At 31.5% G+C, this 24200-nt stretch carries 20 protein-coding genes and 1 riboswitch; of the genes, 5 read left to right on the top strand and 15 right to left on the bottom strand.

The window, feature by feature from the left end; translation table 11 throughout:
• Window positions 1–114: 114 nt before the first annotated feature.
• A riboswitch (SAM riboswitch) is annotated at window positions 115–243 on the bottom strand.
• 91 nt (window positions 244–334) lie between these two features.
• Window positions 335–1315 carry an endonuclease/exonuclease/phosphatase family protein gene (locus tag EV195_RS03365; protein WP_132792901.1) on the bottom strand — a complete coding sequence of 327 codons (981 nt, stop codon included), beginning with the start codon at window positions 1313–1315 and terminating at the stop codon, window positions 335–337.
• Between the two features lie 122 nt (window positions 1316–1437).
• On the opposite strand from EV195_RS03365, the gene EV195_RS03360 reads away from it, so the two are divergent.
• Both EV195_RS03360 and EV195_RS03355 read left to right on the top strand, forming a co-directional pair.
• Window positions 1438–1899: a hypothetical protein gene (locus EV195_RS03360; RefSeq protein ID WP_132792898.1), complete on the top strand. Its 462-nt coding sequence runs from the start codon at window positions 1438–1440 to the stop codon at window positions 1897–1899.
• Between the two features lie 165 nt (window positions 1900–2064).
• On the top strand, window positions 2065–3186 hold the full coding sequence (locus EV195_RS03355) for a hypothetical protein (protein ID WP_132792895.1): 1122 nt from the start codon (window positions 2065–2067) through the stop codon (window positions 3184–3186).
• A gap of 52 nt (window positions 3187–3238) precedes the next feature.
• On the opposite strand, the gene EV195_RS03350 is transcribed toward EV195_RS03355, so the two are convergent.
• From EV195_RS03350 to EV195_RS03325, 6 genes are all read right to left on the bottom strand, one after another.
• Window positions 3239–3751 carry a gamma carbonic anhydrase family protein gene (locus EV195_RS03350; protein WP_132792893.1) on the bottom strand — a complete coding sequence of 171 codons (513 nt, stop codon included), beginning with the start codon at window positions 3749–3751 and terminating at the stop codon, window positions 3239–3241.
• Window positions 3752–3757: 6 nt separating this feature from the next.
• Complete coding sequence (locus EV195_RS03345; RefSeq protein WP_132792890.1) at window positions 3758–4489, bottom strand: LytR/AlgR family response regulator transcription factor; 732 nt, start codon at window positions 4487–4489, stop codon at window positions 3758–3760.
• Between the two features lie 3 nt (window positions 4490–4492).
• Window positions 4493–6721, bottom strand: a complete 2229-nt coding sequence (locus EV195_RS03340) for a histidine kinase (RefSeq protein WP_132792887.1) — start codon at window positions 6719–6721, stop codon at window positions 4493–4495.
• Between the two features lie 325 nt (window positions 6722–7046).
• The gene (locus tag EV195_RS03335; protein WP_132792884.1) at window positions 7047–7865 is read right to left on the bottom strand and encodes a glucosaminidase domain-containing protein; all 819 of its coding nucleotides are present in this window, start codon (window positions 7863–7865) and stop codon (window positions 7047–7049) included.
• Complete coding sequence (locus tag EV195_RS03330; protein WP_132792881.1) at window positions 7866–8816, bottom strand: 1-aminocyclopropane-1-carboxylate deaminase/D-cysteine desulfhydrase; 951 nt, start codon at window positions 8814–8816, stop codon at window positions 7866–7868.
• A gap of 7 nt (window positions 8817–8823) precedes the next feature.
• Window positions 8824–9663, bottom strand: coding sequence for a winged helix-turn-helix domain-containing protein (locus EV195_RS03325; protein ID WP_132792878.1), 840 nt, complete (start codon window positions 9661–9663; stop codon window positions 8824–8826).
• A 141-nt stretch (window positions 9664–9804) separates the two neighbouring features.
• Here EV195_RS03325 and EV195_RS03320 point away from each other — a divergent pair, with 141 nt between their 5' ends.
• Entirely contained in the window at window positions 9805–10353 is a 549-nt protein-coding gene (locus EV195_RS03320; RefSeq protein WP_132792876.1) for a hypothetical protein, read from the top strand.
• Between the two features lie 46 nt (window positions 10354–10399).
• Here EV195_RS03320 and EV195_RS03315 read toward each other — a convergent pair whose 3' ends face one another.
• Window positions 10400–12316: an ABC-F family ATP-binding cassette domain-containing protein gene (locus EV195_RS03315; RefSeq protein WP_132792874.1), complete on the bottom strand. Its 1917-nt coding sequence runs from the start codon at window positions 12314–12316 to the stop codon at window positions 10400–10402.
• Between the two features lie 130 nt (window positions 12317–12446).
• On the opposite strand from EV195_RS03315, the gene EV195_RS03310 reads away from it, so the two are divergent.
• Entirely contained in the window at window positions 12447–12839 is a 393-nt protein-coding gene (locus tag EV195_RS03310; protein WP_132792871.1) for a DUF983 domain-containing protein, read from the top strand.
• Window positions 12840–13075: 236 nt separating this feature from the next.
• Here EV195_RS03310 and EV195_RS03305 read toward each other — a convergent pair whose 3' ends face one another.
• The 7 genes from EV195_RS03305 to topA form a co-directional block, all read right to left on the bottom strand.
• Complete coding sequence (locus EV195_RS03305; RefSeq protein WP_132792868.1) at window positions 13076–14116, bottom strand: NAD(P)/FAD-dependent oxidoreductase; 1041 nt, start codon at window positions 14114–14116, stop codon at window positions 13076–13078.
• A gap of 74 nt (window positions 14117–14190) precedes the next feature.
• Window positions 14191–15066, bottom strand: a complete 876-nt coding sequence (gene porN / locus EV195_RS03300) for a type IX secretion system ring subunit PorN/GldN (RefSeq protein WP_132792866.1) — start codon at window positions 15064–15066, stop codon at window positions 14191–14193.
• Between the two features lie 26 nt (window positions 15067–15092).
• On the bottom strand, window positions 15093–16625 hold the full coding sequence (porM, locus tag EV195_RS03295; protein WP_132792863.1) for a type IX secretion system motor protein PorM/GldM: 1533 nt from the start codon (window positions 16623–16625) through the stop codon (window positions 15093–15095).
• A 33-nt stretch (window positions 16626–16658) separates the two neighbouring features.
• Window positions 16659–17300, bottom strand: a complete 642-nt coding sequence (porL, locus tag EV195_RS03290) for a type IX secretion system motor protein PorL/GldL (RefSeq protein WP_132792860.1) — start codon at window positions 17298–17300, stop codon at window positions 16659–16661.
• A gap of 54 nt (window positions 17301–17354) precedes the next feature.
• Window positions 17355–18719, bottom strand: a complete 1365-nt coding sequence (gene porK / locus EV195_RS03285; protein ID WP_132792858.1) for a T9SS ring complex lipoprotein PorK/GldK — start codon at window positions 18717–18719, stop codon at window positions 17355–17357.
• 92 nt (window positions 18720–18811) lie between these two features.
• Window positions 18812–19972: a formimidoylglutamase gene (locus EV195_RS03280; protein ID WP_132792855.1), complete on the bottom strand. Its 1161-nt coding sequence runs from the start codon at window positions 19970–19972 to the stop codon at window positions 18812–18814.
• Between the two features lie 38 nt (window positions 19973–20010).
• Window positions 20011–22494 (bottom strand): type I DNA topoisomerase, encoded by a 2484-nt coding sequence (gene topA / locus EV195_RS03275; protein WP_132792852.1) that lies wholly within the window; start codon window positions 22492–22494, stop codon window positions 20011–20013.
• Between the two features lie 196 nt (window positions 22495–22690).
• Between topA and miaB the strand changes: the two genes are divergently transcribed.
• Window positions 22691–24145 (top strand): tRNA (N6-isopentenyl adenosine(37)-C2)-methylthiotransferase MiaB, encoded by a 1455-nt coding sequence (miaB, locus tag EV195_RS03270; protein WP_132792849.1) that lies wholly within the window; start codon window positions 22691–22693, stop codon window positions 24143–24145.
• The last annotated feature ends 55 nt before the right edge of the window (window positions 24146–24200 follow it).

Here is a 24200-nt window from a genome sequence, read left to right as displayed (position 1 = left end):
ATTAATAATTAAACCAAAAGCCAAAACACATCTTTTACGATGATGCTTATAGAAAAATGTTATTAAGAATTTATAGAAGCATATACTCGTAGGAGAACTACGAAAAACTTCTTTTTGTTATCTATCCCAAAAATTTTTAGGGTAGAATTTAGCACCTTCTTTGAAATTCTGAAAAGACTTCAGACTAACCAAGGGTTGCTAAGGTTTCACAGGGTCTATTCCCTCCACCTTTCTTGATAACATTAAATCGATAAGTGTTTGAACTTTACGTGTGCAAATATTTGTTTATAAAAATTTAAAATCCAAATTTTTTACCTCTTTTTTTGAAAAAAAATTATTTGAACTTGAATTTCATCAGTACTGGTAAGTGGTCTGAAGCTTGACCAAACTCTTCTAAAACATCACCATCTACATAGTCGATAAAATTCTTTGTATAGAAAATATAATCTAGTCTCTTGTATGGATTTTCAGCATCGAAAGTGTTCGCAAAATTCTCTTTTGTAAAAGCAGCACAGCCTGTATTTTTTAGATTCAACACTTGTGATATTGCTGGATTTTCGAAGTTAGGATCACTATTAAAATCACCCAATAGAATTGTTGGAAATGACTCTGAAAATTCAATGAATTTTTTCACCACATATTGCAATTGTTTTACTCTTGTTTCTTTATCAAAAGCTTCTAAATGAACGTTCATTACAACTAATTCTTTCCCATTAACATCTAACTTAATTACCTGTAATAACCTATCTAAATAAAATGCATTTTTAAAAAAAGGCGTGTTTTCGACTCTATCTAAAACAATTCGCTCCTGATTTTTAATCGGATATTTACTCAATATAGATTGACCAGAAACAACTTTACCGAAGTGTGAAGAAGGAGGAAAATATGGAAATGGAACATATTTTTTATCCCAATTAACAGTTCGAGCCACATAATTATATCCTAGTTTTGAAAGTTCCTCCTCTTGATTTATTTCGTAAGAACGTTTTGCATTGTAATCAATCTCTTGAAAAGCAATAATATCAGGATTTAGTTCTGCAAAAAGTTTCTTTGCTTTCGACAAATTAGCATCAAACAATTCTTTAGGTCTTGCTTTAGCTGTGTTATTTGTCATTCCACTTAAATACCCTATGTTGTAAGTAACTATTGAAAAAATAGAATCGTTATTGGTAGTACTCTCATAACTATTCTCGATAAGTTCAGCATACAACTCTTTTTTTAACGTAGTACTCGAACCCCAAAAGTAAAAAAGCACTACAGAAATAGCTAACAGAGCTACTAATCTCAACAAAAAAGAAACTATTTTTTTAATCATTATATATAATTCAAGAGTAATTTGCCGCTAAAATACAGATTACAAAAAGTTTTTTCTTAAAAATTAAACCTTTTCACAAATGAAAGGTCTTAAGGGTGTAATAAATATTAAAAAAACATACCATGAAAAAAATTATAATCGTGCTTGTTGCAGTAGCTTTTTCGGTGTCGGTTTCAGCACAAAAGAGAAAAAGAGGAAATGATTTTACCGTAGCACAAAAAACGGAATTAGCTTTAAAAAAAATGACATTACAATTAGATCTTTCTGAACGTCAGCAAAATAAGATTAGACCTCTATTAACCGAAAAAATTACAGACAGAGAGACTCATAAAAAGCATAGAAAAGCTAAAGGAGAAGAACGACAAAAATTAAGTTCTGATGAACGTTATAACAGAGAGGTTGCCAGATTAGATAAAATGATTGCTTTTAAGGCTAACATGAGAGATATTTTAGACGATAAACAATACGAACGATTTGAAAAGATAGCTGCTCGAAAAAAGCATAAAATGAAGAAAAGAGGCAAGCACAGAAGAATGAAACACGACAGACACGATAGAACAGAAAGAGACTTTGATAGGGGATAAATATTTTGTGATTTAATTGGTTTTTAAAATGAAGCCTGATTCTCATGTAAGAATCAGGCTTCATTTTTTTACGCTAATACCTTATTTATCATCACTTAAACTCTTTTTTAGATTTTGCTTTAGTATAAGAATGATATTAGAGTAAATTTTAAAAACCTAACTACTATGGAACAAGCTAACAAATTAATGCACGATGTTAGTACTGCAGAATCTCATACAGCCCAATTAGAATCGGATGTAAAAACAGTATATAATGATCTGCAAACAATTGACAACGATTTAGCAATTTCTCAAACCATTAATAATGATTTGAAACAATTAGACAATGCCTTAAACGAAGCTGTTGAGTTATTAGAGGTAGTCTCAATTATACCTGAAATAGGAACAGAAGCATCGGAATTGAAAAATGTAATTTCTACCTTTAAAAAACCAGTAGATGAAGCACTAGTTGTATCTAACAAAGTAGAATCTGTTGTTGGACCAATTAGAAATGCTATTGGAAAAGTAGAACCAAAAATTAAACAAATTGATACCATTCTTTTGAAATTGATGAATGCTGAAAACCAATTTGCATCAACCTTAGGAAGTGCTATTCAATGCATCGACAGCTTACCTAACTCTACTATAAAATCAAACTTAGATCATGAATTAGACACTGCTGCTGCGGATGTTGATCCTGCGGTATTAAAATTTGACGCTCAACAAGTAGCAATTTTAAACGCTATCAATAAAGCTTCTGAAGAAGCGGAAGATGTTAAGCACTTGGTAATGGGACTGACTAGTTTACAAAACCAAATTAATGCTGTTATGAATGTTTTAAACCCATTAATTTCCTCTTTGAATGCTGTTAAAAACGTTTTAAGTCATACCATAAGAGTTCCTTATGGAGGATATCCAAAAGTGTGCTATAAACATGTTTTAGGAGTTAAAGTACCTTATCCTTGTGGATGGCATACAGTGTACTTCTCATTTTCTGTAGAACAAATTATAAAAGGAGGACTACATGTTATTGGACCAGTAATGGATTTGTTAAATAAAGCAATGAACGCTGTTTTACAACCAGTTTTAAAAGCATTACACTTAAATATTAACTTACCTCAAATTCCAGGGTTAAGTATTTTAAGTGATTTAGTAAATGAACTTACTTCGTTTGAAGGAGAAATAATTACTCCTATTGACAACTTAGTAAATAGTTTAAATGTATTTGATGATATGTTTACTAGTGTGGAAAACTTCATCAATGAAATAGAGAAAATCAATAAAGCTTGTGGTATTGCATCAAGTTAGTTTTTGGATTTAGATTTATTTTCAAATAGGTCTAATTAAATTAGGCCTATTTTTATTTAAACCAACTGGCATACTTCACATAATTATTAGCTATTCTATTAACCTCTCCTGAGGTAAGTTCTGGAGAAATATCTTTTATCTTTTTTGCTGGTATACCTGCATATATACTTCCACTCTCAACTCTAGTACTTTTGGCTACAACAGCCCCAGCAGCAATTATTGTATTACTCTCAATAACACAATCGTCCATAATAATGCTACCCATTCCTACCAAAACATTGTCTTGTATTGTACAACCGTGTACTATAGCGTTATGTCCAATTGAAACATTATTACCTATAATAGTTGGAGATTTTTCATAAGTTGCATGTATTACTGCTCCATCTTGTACATTTACTTTATTTCCCATTTTAATAAAATGTACATCTCCACGAATTACAGCATTAAACCACACACTACATTCTTTACCCATTGTTACTTCTCCAACAATAGTGGCGTTTTCCGCTACAAAACAATCTTCAGGTATTTGAGGCTCTTTACCTCTTACAGCTTTTATTACTGGCATTACATATTATTTAAAATAGGCTAACAAGTTACCTTTTTTAGATGCAGACACCAAAACTTCTTTTCCATTCGTAAGTTCAACACTACCACCTTTTCCTTTTTTGTATTTGGTAATCGCATTAATATTAACCAAATACGATTTATGAATTCGAGCAAAAGGATACTCTTTTAATACTTCTTCAAAGTGTTTCAATGTTTTACTGACTATTTTCCTTGAGTTAGAAAAATGAATTTCAGTATAGTTGTCATCTGCCTTGCAGAAAACAATTTCCTCAACATTAATCACTTCAAATCCGTCTTGTAATGGGATTGTTATTTTTCCATTGATAACGGCTGTTTTTGGTTGAAGAATGCTGTTTTGCAATTGATTTTCTTTTTCTTTTATTTCTGTAACTAAACTTACTGATTTTATTAGTTCATCTATTGAAATGGGTTTTAACAAATAGTAGGTTGCTTGATTGTTTAGTGCCTCAATAGCATAATGATCATAAGCTGTAACAAAAATTGTTTCAAAGGTTCTATCTTCAACTTTTTCAAGTAAATCGAATCCATTACCAAATGGCATTTCTACATCTAAAAACACTAAATCTAACTCGTGTTGTTGAATTAACTCATAAGCCTCTTCAATATTACTAGCTTCCCCTAATAATTCTAAATTAGGACAATACTTACCTATATAATTTCTTAGTATTTCTCTACTAATTTGTTCGTCTTCTACAATAATTGTTTTCAATTTCATAGTTTATTTTTTTAGTGTTACTTCTACTTTTGTTCCAGAGCCGTCTTCAAAAACATTGGAAATTTGTACAGCTACTTTATCTTGATACATATCATTTAAAATAGCAATTCTGTTCTTTATAGTACTCATTCCTTTTGACTTTTGTTTTAATTGATTTTTCGTTTTCATTTCCATGGACTTTTCTCTTCCAATACCATTGTCTTGAATCGTAATTTTTATCGTTTCATTCGATTCTTTATCAACAGAAATACGTAAACTTCCTTTTTCTTTCTTATATCGTAATCCATGCCAAATGGCATTTTCAATATATGGCTGTAAGAGCATTGGTGGAATTTTATACTCATCTAAATCTATTGACTCATCAACTTGTATTGTATACTCAAACTTATCCTGAAAACGGTTATGTTCTAACTTTACATATAATTCTAACAGTTCAATTTCCTTGGTAAATGGAATAAAATCTTCATCTGAATTTTCTAAAACTGACCGCATTAAAACAGAAAATTCAGATAAATATCTATTCGCATTACGTTCATCATTAACCGCTATAAAACTATTTACTGAATTTAATGCATTGAATATAAAATGAGGATTCATTTGAGATCTCATTGATTTTAATGCTAATAAGTTATTAGCTAGCTTTTGCTTTTGATTGGCTCTGTGAGAATAGTAACTTAATAAACTCATTAATACTAAACCAAGTAATAAAGAATAAATAATAAGTTGTTGTTGTTTGTTTCTTTCTATGGTTAATTCTTTGTCTTTATAAGCTACATCTAATTTACTTTCAGACAATTCTTTGTCCTTTTCAAGAATTGCTATCCTACTTTGATTTTCCGTAATTTTATTACTTAGCCGTTGTATTTGATAAATTTCTTGTTCCTTTCTTAAGTATAATGTGTCAACGACATCTACAAAATCTCGATAGGTTTTGAAAGCTTCTACATAATTACCTACAGTATAATATATCTCAGATAATTTTCTCGTTGCGTGTTTCTTTACTTCAAAATCTTCTTTCTTATTAGCCTCTTTTATACTCTTTTTTAAATACTCTACTGCTTCAGAGTAATCTTCCTTCAACAAATAAGCATTACCTATTTTATAATTTAACTTTTGGGAAGTAAGAGAGTCTTTAAGAGTCTCTTTTTCGTCCTCTTTTACATCAAGAGAATTATCACTTCTTCTTCTTTTTACTTTATTTCTGGAGTTTCTATCTACATTCTCAAGAATTTCTTTTCGAAGCTTAATCTCGTTATCGTATTGTTCTGTTTTATTATAAAAATCGGCAACCTCTTGTTGAACTTCAAGTGAAGGTTCTTCTTCAAGTTTAGAAGCCTGCTCTAGCGTTTTACTTATAGCTGTATTGGCTTTGGTTAAATTACCTTCTTTGGCATATATATTTGCTATTTTAGCATTAAGATCAGGAATTTGCTCGTTAATCGTTTTTTCTTCTGCAATCTTCAACCCTTTTTGGTAGTTTGTTTTTGCTTTTTCAATTTCATTTTTAGCTAAAAACACATCGGCAAGTCCTTGAAAAACTTGAACTTTTTCATAATTACTCAAATCTCTAGTTTTCAATTCATTATAAGTAACCTCGCTATCTTCATATTTCTCACCTAAATATTGAGCTTTTGCTAATTGTAGCATCGTCTCAACTTTTTCATAAATACGTAATGAGATTTTGTAGTTGCTTATAGCAATATCATACTGTTTCCAGTACAAATAGATATCTGCCAGTACTTTGTAGGTGTTTGCATGTCTATTCTTAGATTGTTCTGACTTTAATAACTCTTGAATAAAACTTAAACTTTTATCTATATCTTTTTCTGTATAAAACCTAGCAGAGTCTATTAACTGTAAATAATTAGTCTCTCTTTTTTTAGCACTAACTAAAAAACCTTTTTCTTTCTTTGAAATTTTTTTGATTTTAACTTTAATGTCTTTGTTAGTATCAATAACATGGTATACTGTTTTAAAATCAGGATGTCTTACAACTAACTCATCATGAATTCTTCCTTTAACTCTATAAACACCTTTTGTATCAGATTTATATAATATATAGGAATTTACACTTACCTGAGCATCCTCAATATACCTTTTATTTGTTTCGTCAAAAACTCTAACATTTAACTCAAAAAACTTATCATTTCCCCAGGAAGAAGAATCTGTCTGTCCTTTAGAAACTAAGTACGAAAAAAAGAAAATTATTAATATGTATTTCTTGTGATGCAACTTTCTTAAACTTTGTTATGATATGTAAACTTATCACCAAAAAACCAATAAAAAAAATGTCTTATATCGGTTTCAGAACAAAAAAAGCATCAAAATAACCACTTTACTCATTAAAATTATAGTTTAACTAAATCTAGAAGTGTAATAACTCATCCTTGTTTTTTTATAAAAAATGTTACTATTAGATTTGAGTATGAAAAAAGAACAAATTTGATATTAATTATAATAACAATATAAAGATTTCTTAGCTATGTAAAATTAGAAATCAATTAGAAGAAGGGAAAGTTAATCGTCAAAAAAAAGAGTAGTTTAACTACTCTTTTTTTTATTTTAAAATTAATTCTTGACCAATACTTATAGTGTTGCCTCTTAATTTGTTAATCTTCTTTAACTGAGGTACTGTAGTATTAAATTTTCTAGCGATTGAATATAAAGTGTCTCCTTTTACTACTTTATAATAAAAACTTGTTTTTGTGGTCTCCTCTGTATAACTCTTAGCATCTGGTATGGTGTCTGTGGCTCTATCATATTTATGAAGATCATATTTATCAATCAGCGCTATTAACTTAGCAGGATATTTCTTATCTGTTGCATATCCAGCTTTTTTTAATCCATATGCCCACCCCTTATAATCTGTTGATCTTAACCTAAATAATTTTGCATATCGTTTTCTAGATATTAAAAAATGAGAATGGTCTTCATAAGATGTTTCTGGATGTTGATACTTTCTGAAACATTCTCCAATTTCATCGTCATCATGAGTTACGCTCTTTCCTTCCCATCCTTTATGACATTTAATACCAAAATGGTTGTTGGAACGAATGGCTAGCGGACTTCTTCCACTTCCAGACTCTAGGATTCCTTGCGCTAAAGTGATACTAGCTGGAATTTTATAGCGATGCATTTCTCTAACTGCTATTGGAGCAAATTTTTCTATATAATCTTTGGTTGTCTCAGTAATAACTGCTTGTGACTTTTTCTCTGTTTTAATTTGCTCTATTTCGGGAATCTCTAGGGAATGATCTTTTTTTGGAGCTGTTACTACAATTGGTTTTTGAGTGTTTTTTTGAACCACCTGCTTTTTGGAACCACAACTCGTTAATATAACTGCTAAAACACTAAAAAATATTACTCTCAACTTCATTTACACCTTTATTACCTCTAAATTTTTCTTTATTAATTTTCTGTTGACTCCAGTTATTCCTTGAATTCCTCCTGTATGAATCGCTAAAATTTTAGCTCCTTTTCTAAATGTTCTTTTTTTTATTAAATCCAAAAGACCATACATCATTTTTCCAGTATAAATAGGATCTAGCAAAATACCTGTCTCTTCTTTAAACTCATTCATAAAACGAATTAAGTCCGTATTAAATTTTCCGTATCCTCCAAAATGATACTCAGTTACTAAGCTCCAATTTCTATTTTGAACACTTATTAACTGTTGAATTTCTTTTTTTAAAAAATCACCTTTTAAAGCAGGAAACCCCAATACTTGTTGATGATTTTTAACCGAATTAATTATTCCAGAAATTGTTCCTCCTGTGCCTACCGCCAAGCAAATATAATCGAATTTTTCATCTTCTGCTGTTAAGATTTCCTCACAACCTTTAATAGCCAGTTGATTAGTACCTCCTTCAGGAATTAAATAGAAGTCTCCAAACTTCTTTTTTAGATATACTTGAAATTCATTTGAATCTTTATTTCTGTAGGATTCTCTATCAATAAAATTAAATTTCATTCCTAATTCACTAGCATTTCTTAATGTGGAATTTTCTTTTAAAACAGTTTCCAGATCTAAGGCTAATTCTTCTCCTCTTATTACTCCAATTGTTTCAAAACCATGTAAATTACCCGTAGCAGCAACAGCTAAAATATGATTTGAATAAGCTCCTCCGAACGTTACTAATTTCTTTTTTTGTAAATCTTTGGCTTCTAAAATATTATACTTCAGCTTTCTAAACTTATTTCCTGAAATCTGCTTGTGAATTTCATCCTCTCTTTTAATCCATAGTTCGATACCCAAATTTTCAAAAATAGGTATTTGTACTTGCTGGTTTCTAATATTTAAATTAAACTCTATTGAACAGTTTTCCATATAAGCTTTAATCTACTTCTAATTTATATCCTACACCATGTACATTGGTTAATCTGATAGAAGTATCATCTTTAATCTTTTTTCGAATTTTAGAAATATATGTATCTAAACTTCTTCCTACAAAAACTCCATTGTCTTCCCAAACTTTTTTAGTGAGTTCTTCTCGCTTTATAATTTGATTAGGTCTTTCTATAAATATGGCTAATAATTCACATTCTTTTTTGGATAACGGAATTTCAACAGCCTGTTTTACTAATTTGTTTTGTTCAGGATAAAATAAAAAGCTTCCTAATTTTTGCTCATCACTCTCTTTACTAACAGGTTCTCTTGTGTTACTTTTTGTATAAAATATCCCCATGAAAACGGCACCAGAAAATAATAAAGAGACTAGCAGATATATAATATAGTTATTTCCTCCTTTTTCAGACACAAAATGAACTGTAATCACATAACAACTATTAGGTAAATTCCTTCCTTTACAAGGTATGATTGATTTTTCCTCATCAAAAATCATTTCAAAGCTGTAAGCGATTTCTTTGTTCACACAATTAGAAACTTCAACTAGATAATTTTGTGGAAGTTCAGATTTTTTGAAGTTTTTATTAATTAAGCTTACCAATTGACTAGGTTCTATCTGAAGACCTTTTTGGAATGAAAGTTTATACTTTTCTTTTTGAATTTTAGTAACCGGTAAAACTAACGAAGTGGTATCCTTTTGAGATAATAATAATTCATGTCCTACATTACGTAAAGACACCTTTACTCGTTCTGAAAACTCAGAGTTTTGTTGCTCACAGGAAAATAATAAAAAAGTACACAAAAGTACTCCAAAAAATAATTTGTTCATAGGTAGCACAAATAACTTACTTTTTGTAGACTTTTTACATAGGTTGACACTTGTTTTACACTTTTTTGACACTTTTTAAAACGTTTACTACTAGTTTTACACAACAAAATAAAAACTATTTATTGAATTAATCCTAAGAATATGAATAAGTTACTTTTATACATTCCATTGATAGTAGTTCTATCATGTAAATCAAAGCCCTCAGAATCTGCTTACGTAGAAAATAGTACTTTGAAAAACTACAATGTAGCAAGTTTTACAAAAAACAATAAAAAATCATATGCAATTACGTTTAATCTTCAACAGATTGATGAAAAATCCTACCACTTAATTGCTAACATACAATTAGAACAAGGTGCACATTTTATTTCTCCTAATTCAAAAAGAGATTTCAAAGGAAAATTTAAGATAAATCTACCAGAAAATAATACAATAATTATAGATAAAACTCTAATTGAAAGTCCTAAATCGACTGAAGAATATGATGCTCATCCATTTATTGCTGGATTTGTAAATTGGGTAAAAGTAACTACACGCTACGAACAAAAAATCACTCTAAACAGTAAACAAGATTTTGAACTATCTGGTGAAGTAGAATTTGTCATTGAACCTGATTGTACATTAGAAAAAGCACCTTTTACAATAACTCAACAAAATGGAAATTTAGCTGTTTTTAATAACGGTTGTTAAAAATTAAAGAAAAACTAACTAGTTGTTACAACTAGTTAGACCTCTTTTAAAAATTTGATATTTTTTCCTCAACTTCTTCCCACTCAAGCATTAAATCATCTAATTTACTCTTTTTAGCTTTATACTCATCAAAGAAATTAGGTCTTGATGAAACTTCATCATAATTCTGGGCTAGTTCTAAGTCAATTTTTTGAATTGTCTGCTCTAGATCAGCTATAGCATTTTCAATTTTAGAAGATCTATTTCTAAGTTTTTTTAATTCTTTTTCCTGGTCTTTTGATAATTTATACGCTTCTTTTTTAGTAGTATCCTTACTTTCTTCAATTATAGTACGTTTTTCAGCTTCTCTTAAATTATCAATTTTATGCTGTTCCAAGAAATAATCAATGTCTCCAAGATATTCCTTTATTACTTTATCCTTAAAACCATATACTTTAGTTGCTAAACCTTGTAAAAATTCACGGTCATGAGATACTAAAATTAAAGTTCCATCGAAGTTCTGTAATGCTTTTTTTAATACATTTTTAGAGGCAATATCTAAGTGGTTGGTTGGCTCATCCATAATTAAAACATTGAATGGAGTCATCAACAATTTACACAATGCAAGTCGATTTCTTTCACCTCCTGACAATACTTTAGACTTCTTTTCAACGGTATCTCCACTAAATAAAAAAGCTCCAAGCATATCTCTTACACGAGTTCTATTGCTATCATTAGCCACTTCTTCCACTATTTCTAGTACTGTTTTTTCTGGTGGCAAGTACTCTGATTGATTTTGCGCAAAATATCCTACTTCTACATTATGCCCTAGTTTTAAGTTTCCTTCGAAAGGAATTTCGCCTACCATCATTTTTGCTAAAGTCGATTTACCTTGCCCATTCTGACCTACAAAAGCTACTTTAGCATTACGCTCTATCATTAAATTAACATTACTAAGCACTTGTTTATCACCATAGCTCTTACTTACATTCTCAATCTCTGCTATAATTTTGCCAGGTTCTTTGGAAATTTCGAAACGAACATTCATTACGGCATTCTCATCTTGATCAACCTCTATTCGTTCTACTTTATCAAGTTTTTTAATTAATGATTGCGCCATTGAAGCTTTACTAGCTTTCGCTCTAAACTTTTCAATAAGTTGCTCAGTCCTTTTAATTTCTTTTTCCTGATTTTTTTGAGCTTGAAGTTGCTTTTCTTTAATATCTGCTCTTTGCTCTAAAAATTGAGAATACGGCTTTTTGTAATCATAAATTTGTCCTAAAGAAATTTCGATAGTTCTATTGGTTACATTATCTAAGAACATCTTATCATGGGAAACCAAAACTATGGCTCCTGCATAATTCTTTAAAAAGTTTTCCAACCAAATAATAGATTCAATATCTAAGTGGTTTGTAGGCTCATCGAGTAGTAAAATATCATTATTTTGAAGTAATAATTTTGCCAACTCAATACGCATTCTCCACCCACCAGAAAAAGTATCCGTAAGTTTATCAAAATCTTCTCTTTGAAAACCTAAACCTTGTAAAATTTTCTCGGTATCACCTTGATAGTTGTACCCGCCTAAAAGCTCATATCGTTGAGTAAATTCGTTCAAATCAATTATTAATTGATTATAACTTTCACTTTCATAGTCTGTCCTTTCAGCTAATTCCTGATTAATGCTTTCTAATTTAGCCTCTATCTCCTTAATCTCTTCAAAAGCCTGGTAAGCTTCTTCTAAGATAGTCCTACCTTGCACAAAATCAATATCCTGCCTTAAGAAACCAATTCTAATATCTTTATCAAATGCTAGCGTACCTCCACTACTCTCAATATCTTTTGCTAAAACTTTTAACAAAGTAGATTTTCCAGCTCCATTCTTCCCAATTAATCCAATTCGATCTCCTTTAGTTAATTTAAAAGTTATTCCAGAGAACAAATCCGTCCCCATAAAAGATACCGATAAGTTATGTACATTCAACATATTTGAATCGTAAATTATTATTATTTAATTCGCATTTTTTACAAATGCCTACTATAATCCTTTTTATTTTTCAGAAATTTGTACAAACTTACAAAACTGAATATCTTCAGAAGTAAAAATTAAAGAATATATGTTGCAAAAAGGAAACAAATTATATAGTATTTTTAATAACAAATGCCCTCGATGTCATGAAGGTGATTTTTTCAAGTACAAAGCTTCTTTTAATTTAAAAAAGGTGACTTCTTTACATGAAAATTGCTCTCATTGTAATTTAAAATATATGATGGAGCCTTCGTTTTTTTTTGGGGCTATGTATGTAAATTATGCGTTAGCTGTATTATTATTCGTTAGTGTCTTTATCATTTCAAAAGTTTTTTTACAGCAAGATATCTTAACTAGTTTTATTGCAGTTATTGTAGTATCATTACTGTTAACACCTTTTACATTAAGGCTTTCTAGGATTATTTGGATTAACTTATTTGTGAATTATAACAATAAGATTGAGAACTTAAAGGATGAATAAATTCTATATCAAATTGTATTTGGAGTGTTTGAGTGATTTCGACTTCGTATAATCACTATCTATAAACAACAAATAAAATGGTAGCTGAGCGGAGTCGAAGCTAAAACTCTCTCTTGCAAGTAATTTCGACTTCGCTCAATCACCTATTTATACTTTACAAACAATAAAGCTAGATTTCATTTTAAAATATGATTTCGACTTCGCTCAATCACCAGATAAACTTCTAATAGCTAAAGCTAATCAAATCTTTTGATATCAATTTCTCTATCCAATTCTTCGCCAAATTCGAGATGATTAAAAAGGTTTTTTGCTATTGTTGGTGCTATCATAACACCTCGAGTTCCTAAACCGTTTAAAACGCTTAATTGTGGGTATTCTGAATGCACGCCTACTAATGGTCTCCTATCCTTTACTGTAGGTCGTATTCCTGCTGTTTGTTCTACTATAGTATACGCAACAGAAATGGTTTTGTTTAGTTTATCAACTAACTCTTTTTTTCCTTTGTCAGTTAGCTGTAGTGTTTTGTCTGTCCAATTAAATGTTGCTCCGACTTTGTAATAATCATTTCCTAAAGGCAGTACAAAGACAGCTGATTTTAATAGAAAGTCAATTTTTAATTCTGGTGCATGAATAGTGATAATCTCACCTTTGGTACCGTTAAGTGGTAAGTAATTAAAAAACGGATTTGCTTTTAAACCAAATCCTTCACAGAAAACTACTTTACTGGCTTCTAATTCTTTATATTGAACTTTATGTTCAGAAATCTTTAAATCATGATAATCGAAACGCTCTTTAGTTAAAGAGTCTTGTTCAATTAATAATGAACGGTATTCTGAAATTAACTTTTTAGTATCTATTCTACCTGTACCGATAAGCTCTCCAAAACCAAAATCTCCTATAACACCAGGTATCTTTTTTTTAAAAATTTCAGGTTTCATGTAATTTGAAAGCATCGGTTTGTCAAGCGCTGTAAACCAATTGTTTTCATCTCCAACAGAATTAAACACTTTCTTAGTAGTAAATTTAGTATCAAACTCTGCCTGTAATTTATCAGAAAGTTCTTTATAAAACGGCATAGCAAACTCCAATTGTTCGTGACCATTCCAAACAGGCGTAAAACGTTTTAAAATAACAGGATTGTAAGTACCTCCTGCAACACTAGAAGAATTTTGCGAATCATCTTCAAAAACTTTATAGCTTTTATGATGTTTCTCTAACTGTTCTATAAATGCTAAACCGGCTAATCCTAAACCAACTACAATGTAATCAACTTTCATGTCTCAAAAGTAACTATAAATCCATAAAAAAAGCGCTCTGTACAGAGCGCTTTTTAGTTTTATTTAGAATAGAATTAATAATTCCACATATCCATTTCTCGGTTACGGATACCTTCTTTAATTCTATCAGCTTCTAATAATTGGAATAATGAATTTCCTCTGATATAGTCAGAAATCTTTCTATCTCCATATAAGTTTTCTTCTTTTACAACTGTTGCATTAAAACGACGAGCGTTTAACAAGTTATCATAAGAAATTGGATGCGCTGAGTTCTTTGGATTGAATACTTTAGAAGCATGCAATACGTCTCTAGCATCAGGGAAGAACACCCAGAATAACTCATAGATATCATCATCCTCAATTTCTTCAACTCCCATAACTTGTACGTCTGGTCCCATTGGTGCAATAGCTAACATTCTGTACTTTAACTCACCTTGTCGCTTATCAAAATACCAGATACCTTTAATTAAATATCCTTTGATATCTTGAGACTGTACATAATACGGATCTGAATAACCTCCATTAGCTTCACCTCCATCTACTTCTCTAAGGTTATAAGTTTTTTGCTTGATTTCTTTCATACCTATTCTTGTAGTAAAGTATGAGTCATCATAAACTTCAGTTATTTTTCCATCTTTAATACCTTTCATTAAAGTATCAAACAAAGAACGTCTTGTATTAGAAGTATTAGTTGTATCAATCGGATAATAGTACGGTAAGTTAATTTTTTGGTTCAAATCAACAAACTCCCAAACTACCTTAGACCATAGAACGTCTCTGTCACTTATGTAACCGTAAGGTAGTGGTTTATCATCATCAGCATCAATCTCATTTTGATTTTTAACACCAATCTCCTCTACTTTACTAGCATTTAATAGATTGGCCTGTGCATTTCCTACAAATGATGTAGCTAATACCATAGTAACCATATAAAAACGCTTCCAATTCATACTATATTGTTTTTTAATTTACTTTCTTAGTTAGAAATTTTAATACCTACTCCAACTACTTTTTTTACTTTTGCTCCAGAACCCGAAACTGTAGCCTGAATATCAAAGATATTAACAACATCGTCTCTTCTAGCCTTTGCAATTGCAGCTTTAGCTCTAGCATTTATTCTATTTCCTGTTACTGGCACTGCAGGCTGTCCAGGAACTTTAACTTTAAAGCTAGTAACGTTTAGTTTAAGATCAAATAAGAAATCTGGTAATAATGCACCAATTGACACATTACCTGCACTCGCTTTTGGCATAGATACTGTACCGTATTCACCTCTTACTGCTCCCACTGCTGGTGGAATATCTTTAATTCTAAACTTCTTGTTAGAGCTTACTTTTTTACCATCTGGTAATGTACCGGTAACACGAATAGTTACTTCACTTCCGCTACCTGGCGTCATCATATAGCTATCTCCTTTAACTCTTCTTAAACCTGCTGCAGAGGCAGAAACCTTATTAGAAGGTACTCCAGGCATAGAAATAGTCATTGGGTTAGATAATCCACGGTATACTGCGTTCATTTTATCAGCAGAAATTACAGCTTCATTAGGTCTTGGAATTACAGAGTATCCTCCTTTAATAGGGATCTCTACTAAAGAGTCATTTTCTTTGAAGAAGAAAGAACCTTTAATTTCTCTATCTCCAACGCTACCTGCTGGACCATCTAAAATAACCTGACCTGCTTTGATTTTATCATCTGGCCAATCTTCACCATTGATAACTACTTTTTCAGCAGTTAAATTTGGATCGTTCTTACCTAATACAATTTTACCAGATAATTTTTCACCAGGATAATATGCGTTTTTATCAAAAACTACCATTGCATCGTAGTTTGTCATAGAAACTGCACTCTCCATCTCTCCTTGCAATAAAGCTGATAACGCATCAGATTCAGTAGCTTTAACATCTGCTTGTATCTGAGTTAATTTAGTTAACGAAGCAATTAAAGGAAACCCTTCATAATTGTAATTTAACCAATTTAACTGTAATCCTTCTCTGTTTTTTACTGGGTTAGTATCAAAACGTGATTCAACCACAGTTCCTAAATCAGTTTCTCCTAAAATATCTAAAGCAGATTTTCTAAATTCATCAATTTTAGAAACAAATTCTTTACCATTAGGACTTATAGTACCACTTTCAAAGAAATAAGAATCTAAAAAAGCTGACTTATCCATTAACTCATAGTCCTTTTTATCTTCAATATCTGCTGTCATTTTACCCTTAAGATCCTCTAGATAAGAATAAAGTTCATTAGCCTTTACTTTTAATTCATCTGTTTTCTCTTTAGCCTCACCGTACTGTTTAGCTTGTTCTGCTGCCTTTGTTGCTAAATTTGCGTAAGCCGCAGCATTCTTTTCAGTTGCTCTTTGATTTGCATCTGCTAATTTTTCATTCATCAAGCCAAAAGCTGATAATACCTCTTTACCCATATTCATAGCCATCATAGCTAAGAATACTAGATACATAAGGTTAATCATCTTCTGCCTTGGAGATTGTTTTCCGCCTGCCATAATTTACAATTAGTTTGTTTAGTTAATAATAAATTATTTATTGCTCATTGCAGATAACATTCCTCCATATACTCCATTTAACGACGATAAGTTCGTTGCTAACGATTGCATTTGCTCTTGTAAACGTTGAGAATTTTCAACCATAGCAGAGTTTAAATCTGCTTGCTTAGAAGCGTTCTCTACTTGTGTTTGGTATAAACTGTTTAAAGAAGCCATTTGAGCTGCTGCTTTAGACATTTGCTCATTATAATTATTTGTAGCAGAAATAGATTGAGATGCAGAAGCTAATGGCTCTACAGCTCCTTGGAAATCTTTGATAGAAGTTCCTAATCTAGATACTAATTGTGCATCTAATTTAGCTTCTTGTAAAATTTCATCTAATTTTTTAGACAACATAGACTGTGCTTCTTCTGGTGATGCTTCTTTCTTACCACCTCTTCCTGTAGATGTTCCATCTGCTAACTCAGGATACACTTTTGTCCAATCTAACTCATCCTCTACTGGTTCAAAAGCAGATAATGCGAATACTAATGCTTCAACAGACATACCTACTACTAACATGGTATTAGCTCCAGGATAGTGCATAATTTTGAACAATGCACCTGCAATTACTACTGCTGCTCCTAAACCATAAGCCATGTTGAATAATTTCTTAGTCGATTTTGATTGTGCCATAATAATACTTGTTTTTAATTAGGGATATTTATTTATTACTTATTAATTGTTCTCTTATTGTTTCTTGGTACCTAAATAATCTTGTACGGTTCTAAATCCAATATAACTTCTTGAGGTATCAGCATATTCCCAATCACGAGAACCAACTTCTAAAAAGTAAGCTACATCTTTCCATGATCCACCACGTACAATTTTACGACGGTTTTTAATATTCTCAACATTTGGGTTCATTGTTGACCCCATATAGTAAGACATTTGGTTGTAAGCAGTATGAGTCCATTCAGAAACATTTCCAGCCATATTATATAATCCAAATCCGTTAGGATTGTAAGACATTGCTTCTACTGTATATAATGCTCCATCGGCAGCATAATCTCCACGTACAGGTTTAAAGTTAGCTAAGAAACATCCTCTATCACTTGTCGTACTTGGACCTCCCCATGGATACTTTGCATAATCAAGACCTCCACGAGCAGCATACTCCCATTCTGCCTCCGTTGGCAATCTGAATGAAGGAACTAAACCTAAATTTTTCTTAGAACGTTGGTAAGCATTTTTATTTTTAGTTCTCCAATGGCAAAAAGCTCTTGCTTGGAACCAATCCACACCAACAACTGGATAATCTTCAAATGCTTTATGTGCAAAATATTCTTGGTGCATTGGATCATTGTATGAATAGTTGAAATCTTTAATCCATACAGTGGTGTCTGGATAGACATTTAAAACTTTATCTCTTAAAAAGGCTTTTCTGTTTCCTCCAGTTCTGGCAGCCTCTTCATTATCAAACCAATAATATCTATAGTTTAACAATTTAGTATTAAAAGTAGGTATTCCGTTTAAAGCCTCATCTTTATTTAAAAATAATGAGTCCATAACCTCTACATAATCTGCGTCAGGAAAATCTTCTTTATTCCAAATGATCTCTTCTTCCCAATTCAATGGTTTGATAGAATCTAAACCTTGACCTACTTCATAATAATTCTCTCTCATATATTTCTCATATGGAGATTCTCCAACTGTATCTTTCGAAGCAAAAGCATATAATTGAATACCTGTTGGCTTAGCTCCATCTACTGGATCTACAGAAGCAAATTCTGCTTGGTAAGCTAATTTAGTTCTAACGATTGAATCTCTTACCCAATACACAAACTGTTTGTACTCGCTATTTGTAATTTCAGTTTCGTCCATGTAAAATGGCTGAACTGTTACAGTTCTTGTTGGAGCATTCATAGCTCCAAGAGGATCTTCGTCTTGTTTACCCATAGTAAACGAACCTCCTTTTATATATACCATACCGAAAGGTTTTTCGGCAAACCATTTTCTTTTAGACTTAACTCCAACTAATTCCCCTCTATCATTGCTTGATCCACAACTATAGAAAAAAACCAATATTAGGGCAAATAGTGCTACTTTCTTCATACTTTACACTTATTAAAGAGTTCGTAACTTTCTTATTAATGAATTATTATTTTTTCAACATTTACTCTCAAGGGATGCAAATATAACTTTTTTTATGTAAGTTTTTGTTGCGCCTTGTACCATCTTTCAGGAATTTTTTGCTCTAATGCCAATACATAATCTTGATATGCACATGGTATTAACGCATGTCTCTTGTATTTATTATCCGATATTAAATTTATCTCCATCCACCATCTGCCACTTTTGTCACTTTTATAGAAATTAATTGGATCATCATCTTCGAGAATAACGCTGAACTTTTGATAATTCTGATTGCAAGAATACGGATAATCTTTGGCTCTAAAATTTACTCCTTCGATGAAATACCAAATTGTTTGGGCAATTAAACTAGATGTTTGGTTGTTATTATCATATCTACTGTTATACTCATAAATTCCAAAAGAAGTAACTTTATCGCTAATACCCGCGTATCTGGCAATTGCACATAAATCTTCTCCGTAAAATCCATTAGGGACAGCATTTTTATTTCCAGGAGCATCGCTCGAACGAACAGCTCCAATATCAACACTTACTATGTCAGCATCTCTTAAAATCGGTTCAACTAACTCAAGTGGTTTAACTTCTCCTAACCTAAAGGTATCAAAATATAAATTTTGAAGCAAATTAATTTCTTCTTGAGCATTAAAATACGTTTGATAACCAATATTGCTATAATTGAATAAATTATTTGGTTCTTCCATAATAATCTTACTCAAATAGGAATTAGCATTCAAATCTTCTTCAATAGTTCCTAAATCAAATCGATTATCAATAGCTGTTAAATTTATCGTTTGTTCCAGCGTATCATATGCTCTGTAATTAGCATATGTTATATCCTGACTACCACCTATTAAAATTACGACTATATTTTTTTTCAACAAAGTTGAAGTTACATCTGAAACTGCATAATAAGTATCTTCCACCTTATTACCTGCCTCTATATTGCCTAAGTCAGCAACATTTAAACTCCAATTACCAGGAAAAAGTTGATATAAGTTTTTTCTTATTTCTGTGAGATTTTCTCCACAACAATTATTATTGATTGCTTTTCTTCCTTCTTTAACACCAATAATAGCCACAGCAACGTCTTCCAAATCTGGAAAACCACTTTGGACCGTATGAACTCTCATTTTTTTACCAATGGAGTTTGGAGATTGCAACTCTATATGAGTAACAACCTTATCATCTATAGGTGATAAAAAATCGCTATTCATTAATTTAGGGGATTAGTGAACTGGGGCAAGATATAAATTTATTTCTTTTTAGTTGTTTTTTTAGCAGTCTTTTTAGCTGTTTTTTTCGCTTCAAAAAGCTTAACTGCCTCTTCTTTAGTAAATTTATCTATTTCAGTTGTCTTAGGTAATTCTACTTTTGATTTACCTTTGATAACATTAAATCTCCCCCACCTAGCTTTCTCTACTCTAATACCTACATCTTCCCAGTCATGAATCAATTTTTCTTGTTCTTTCTTTAACTTATCCTCAATAAGTTCTTCTAGATCAGACTGACTTAAATTATCAAAGTCGTATTTCTTATTTACGTTAATAAAAATAGAATTCCATTTAATAAAAGGACCAAATCTTCCAACGCCTTTTTGGATTGGCATTTCTTTATAAGTTCCAATTGGAGCGTCTGCTTTTCTTTTAGCTTCAATCAACTCAATTGCTCTGTCCATATCAACAGACATAGGATTTTCATCTTTATCTAATGATACGTACTTGCCATCAAACTTAATATACGGCCCATATCTTCCACTTGCAACTTCAACTTCTTTACCTTCATAATTTCCTAAAGTTTTAGGCAACTTAAACAAATCCATTGCTTCCTCAAAAGTAATAGACCCCATAGTTTGATCACCTTGTAAACTTGCAAACTTAGGCTTTTCTTCATCAGATGCTTCACCAATTTGAACCATTGCTCCGAACCTACCTAAACGAACATAAACATTCTTTCCAGACTCAGGATCTACACCTAATAAACGTTGACCACTAGCTCTTTCAGCATTTTCGGCTACGTCTTGAACTGTATTATGAAAGTCTTTATAAAAACCCTTTATAATTGCAGTCCAATCTTCTTTTCCTTCTGCTATTTCATCAAAGTCAGACTCTACTTTTGCGGTAAATCCATAATCTAAAATAGTAGAGAAGTTTTCAACCAAGAAATCATTAACCACATTTCCTATATCTGTTGGCATTAACTTTCCTTTGTCTGCTCCTACTTTTTCAGTTAATTCTTTTTCAGCTATTACTCCTTTGGCTAATATTAATTGTGTATAATTTCTTTCAGTTCCCTCAGCCGTTCCTTTTTCCACATATCCTCTACGTTGAACTGTAGAAATAGTTGGTGCATATGTAGAAGGGCGTCCTATTCCTAATTCTTCTAGTCTTTTCACTAATGAAGCTTCAGTAAAACGAGCTGGCGGCCTAGTATATCTTTCTGTCGCAGATATAAACTCATTTACCAATTCTTCTCCAACTTTCATTTTCGGCAACATTCCATCTTGTTCAACATCCTCATCATCGGTTCCTTCCAAATATACTTTTAAGAAACCTTCAAAAGTTATTACTTCTCCATTAGCTGAGAAACGCTGTTCGTTTTTATTGTTACTTATTTTTAAACTTGTTCTCTCTAACTCCGCATCACTCATTTGAGAGGCTAATGTTCTCTTCCATATTAAACTATACAATCTATCTTGATCATAGTCAACTGAAACCTCATGCTGTCCCATATTTGTTGGTCGAATTGCTTCGTGCGCTTCTTGAGCTCCTTTGGCTTTTGTTGTATAGTTTCTAGGTTTACTAAACTCTTTTCCGTACGACTTTGTAATTTCTTCTGCAGCTGCTTGTTTTGCTTCTTCCGATAAATTTACACTATCAGTTCTCATGTACGTTATCAATCCTGCTTCATATAAACGCTGAGCCATCATCATTGTTTTAGCTACAGGAAAACCTAGTTTTCTTGAAGCTTCCTGCTGTAATGTTGAAGTTGTGAACGGTGCTGCTGGTGATTTTTTAGCTGGTTTAGTTTGTAATTCATCTACTTTAAATTCAGCAGACAAACACGAGTTTAAAAAACGTTCAGCTTCTTCTTTTGTATCGAAATTTTTAAGAAGTTTTGCTTTAAACGTCTTTCCTTCCTCATTTTCAAACTCTGCATCAATTCTGTAAGAAGCTACAGGACTGAACTTTTCAATTTCTCTTTCTTTTTCTACTATTAATCGAACAGCTACAGATTGTACTCTACCAGCTGATAATCCAGCTTTTACTTTTCTCCATAGTACAGGCGAAAGTTCATAACCAACAATTCTATCTAAAACTCTTCGAGCTTGCTGCGCATCTACTAAGTCATAATTAATAGTTCTTGGATTTTCAATAGCTTTTAAAATTGCATTCTTTGTAATCGAGTTAAAAACAATACGCTTGGTGTTATCTTTCGTTAGTTTTAATTGTTCAGCTAAATGCCAAGCAATAGCTTCTCCTTCACGATCCTCATCGGAAGCTAGCCATACCGTTTCCGCTTTTTTTGCTAAATCTTTTAATTTTTTAACTACTGATTTCTTATCTGAAGATACAATATATTTTGGCTTAAAATCTCCTTCTACATTAACTCCTAACTCTTTTGAAGGTAAATCTGCAATGTGACCAAAACTTGATTCAACTTGAAAATCTTTTCCTAAAAATTTCTCGATGGTTTTAGCCTTAGCAGGTGACTCGACAATTACTAAATTTTTTGCCATATTTTTTCATTTGGTTTACACCAGTATGTAGTGTTCTTTAAAGTGCAAAAGTATATAGTTTTTTTTTATTGAGAATTGTTTTCTAAGAATTAACGCTAATTTAAATTCTGTGATAGCAATTATTTAATGACAATTTGTCACATAATCATAAAATTGGTTGTATCTTTGCCCTCCACTAAGAACGAGTTTATAGATCATGGAACAGATTGAAAAAGTAATAGACGAAAAGATACAAGGCAAGCCTTTATTAACAGAGCAAAAAGAAGGTAATTCAAAAAAACTTTTTATTGAAAGTTATGGTTGTCAAATGAATATGAATGACAGTGAAATTGTTGCCGCAATTTTAGCTGAAGAAGGATTTAATACTACAGGGAATATTGAAGAAGCTGATCTAGTTTTAGTAAATACTTGTTCAATTCGCGAAAAAGCAGAGCAAACGGTTAGAAACAGACTTCAAAAATACAACCACGCCAAGAAGCGCAATCCAAAGATGAAAGTAGGTGTGTTAGGTTGTATGGCTGAACGATTAAAAGCTAAATTTTTAGAAGAAGAAAAAATTGTAGACTTAGTGGTTGGACCAGATGCTTACCGAGACTTACCTAACTTAGTTGAAGAAGTTGAAGCGGGAAGAGACGCAGTAAATGTTATTTTATCTAAAGAAGAGACCTATGCCGATGTTTCTCCTGTTCGATTGAATTCAAACGGGGTTTCTGCTTTTGTGTCAATCACGAGAGGTTGCGACAACATGTGTACGTTCTGTGTAGTTCCTTTTACTCGTGGTAGAGAACGTAGTAGAGATCCTCAAAGTATTATTGAGGAAATTCGTTCTATGCATGAAAAAAACTTTAAAGAAATTACTCTTTTAGGTCAGAATGTAGATTCCTATTTATGGTATGGCGGTGGGCTTAAAAAGGATTTCAACAAGGCTTCTGAAATGGCACAAGCGACTGCGGTTAACTTTGCACAATTATTAGATATGTGTGCTACAGAATTCCCAAAAATGCGTTTCCGTTTTTCTACATCTAATCCACAAGATATGACCTTAGATGTAATACATGTAATGGCAAAACATAAAAACATATGTAAATACATTCACTTACCTATTCAAAGTGGAAGTAACAGTATGTTAAAAGCTATGAATCGTCTTCACACTCGTGAAGAATATTTAGAATTAGTAGAAAATATTTATAAGATAATTCCTGAAATGAATTTAAGTCAAGATATGATTGCTGGTTTCTGTGGAGAAACTGAACAAGATCATCAAGACACACTTGACTTAATGGAAAAAGTAAAGTATAGTTTCGGTTTCATGTTTGCTTATTCTGAAAGACCAGGAACGTTGGCTGCTAAAAAAATGGAAGATGATGTACCGTTAGAAGTAAAGAAACGTCGTTTACAAGAAATCATCAATTTACAACAAGAGCATAGTTTATATAGAGCAAAAGAGCATATTGGCAAAATTCAAGAAGTTTTAATTGAAGGAACTTCAAAGAAAAATGAAAATGAATGGAAAGGTAGAAATACACAAAATACAGTAGTTGTATTTCCTAAAGAACATTATAAACTTGGTGATTTTGTTAATGTAAGAATTGAAGATTGTACTTCTACAACATTAAAAGGAATAGCAGTTGGATATTCTGAAAACAATTAATTAAAAACGGCTTAAAAGATGAAATTCTAACTTTAAAAGAATTATTCAAAAAAAC

This window comes from Tenacibaculum skagerrakense, assembly GCF_004345825.1.
Lineage (GTDB): Bacteria > Bacteroidota > Bacteroidia > Flavobacteriales > Flavobacteriaceae > Polaribacter > Polaribacter skagerrakensis.
This window is presented reverse-complemented; position numbering and strand designations above follow the sequence as displayed.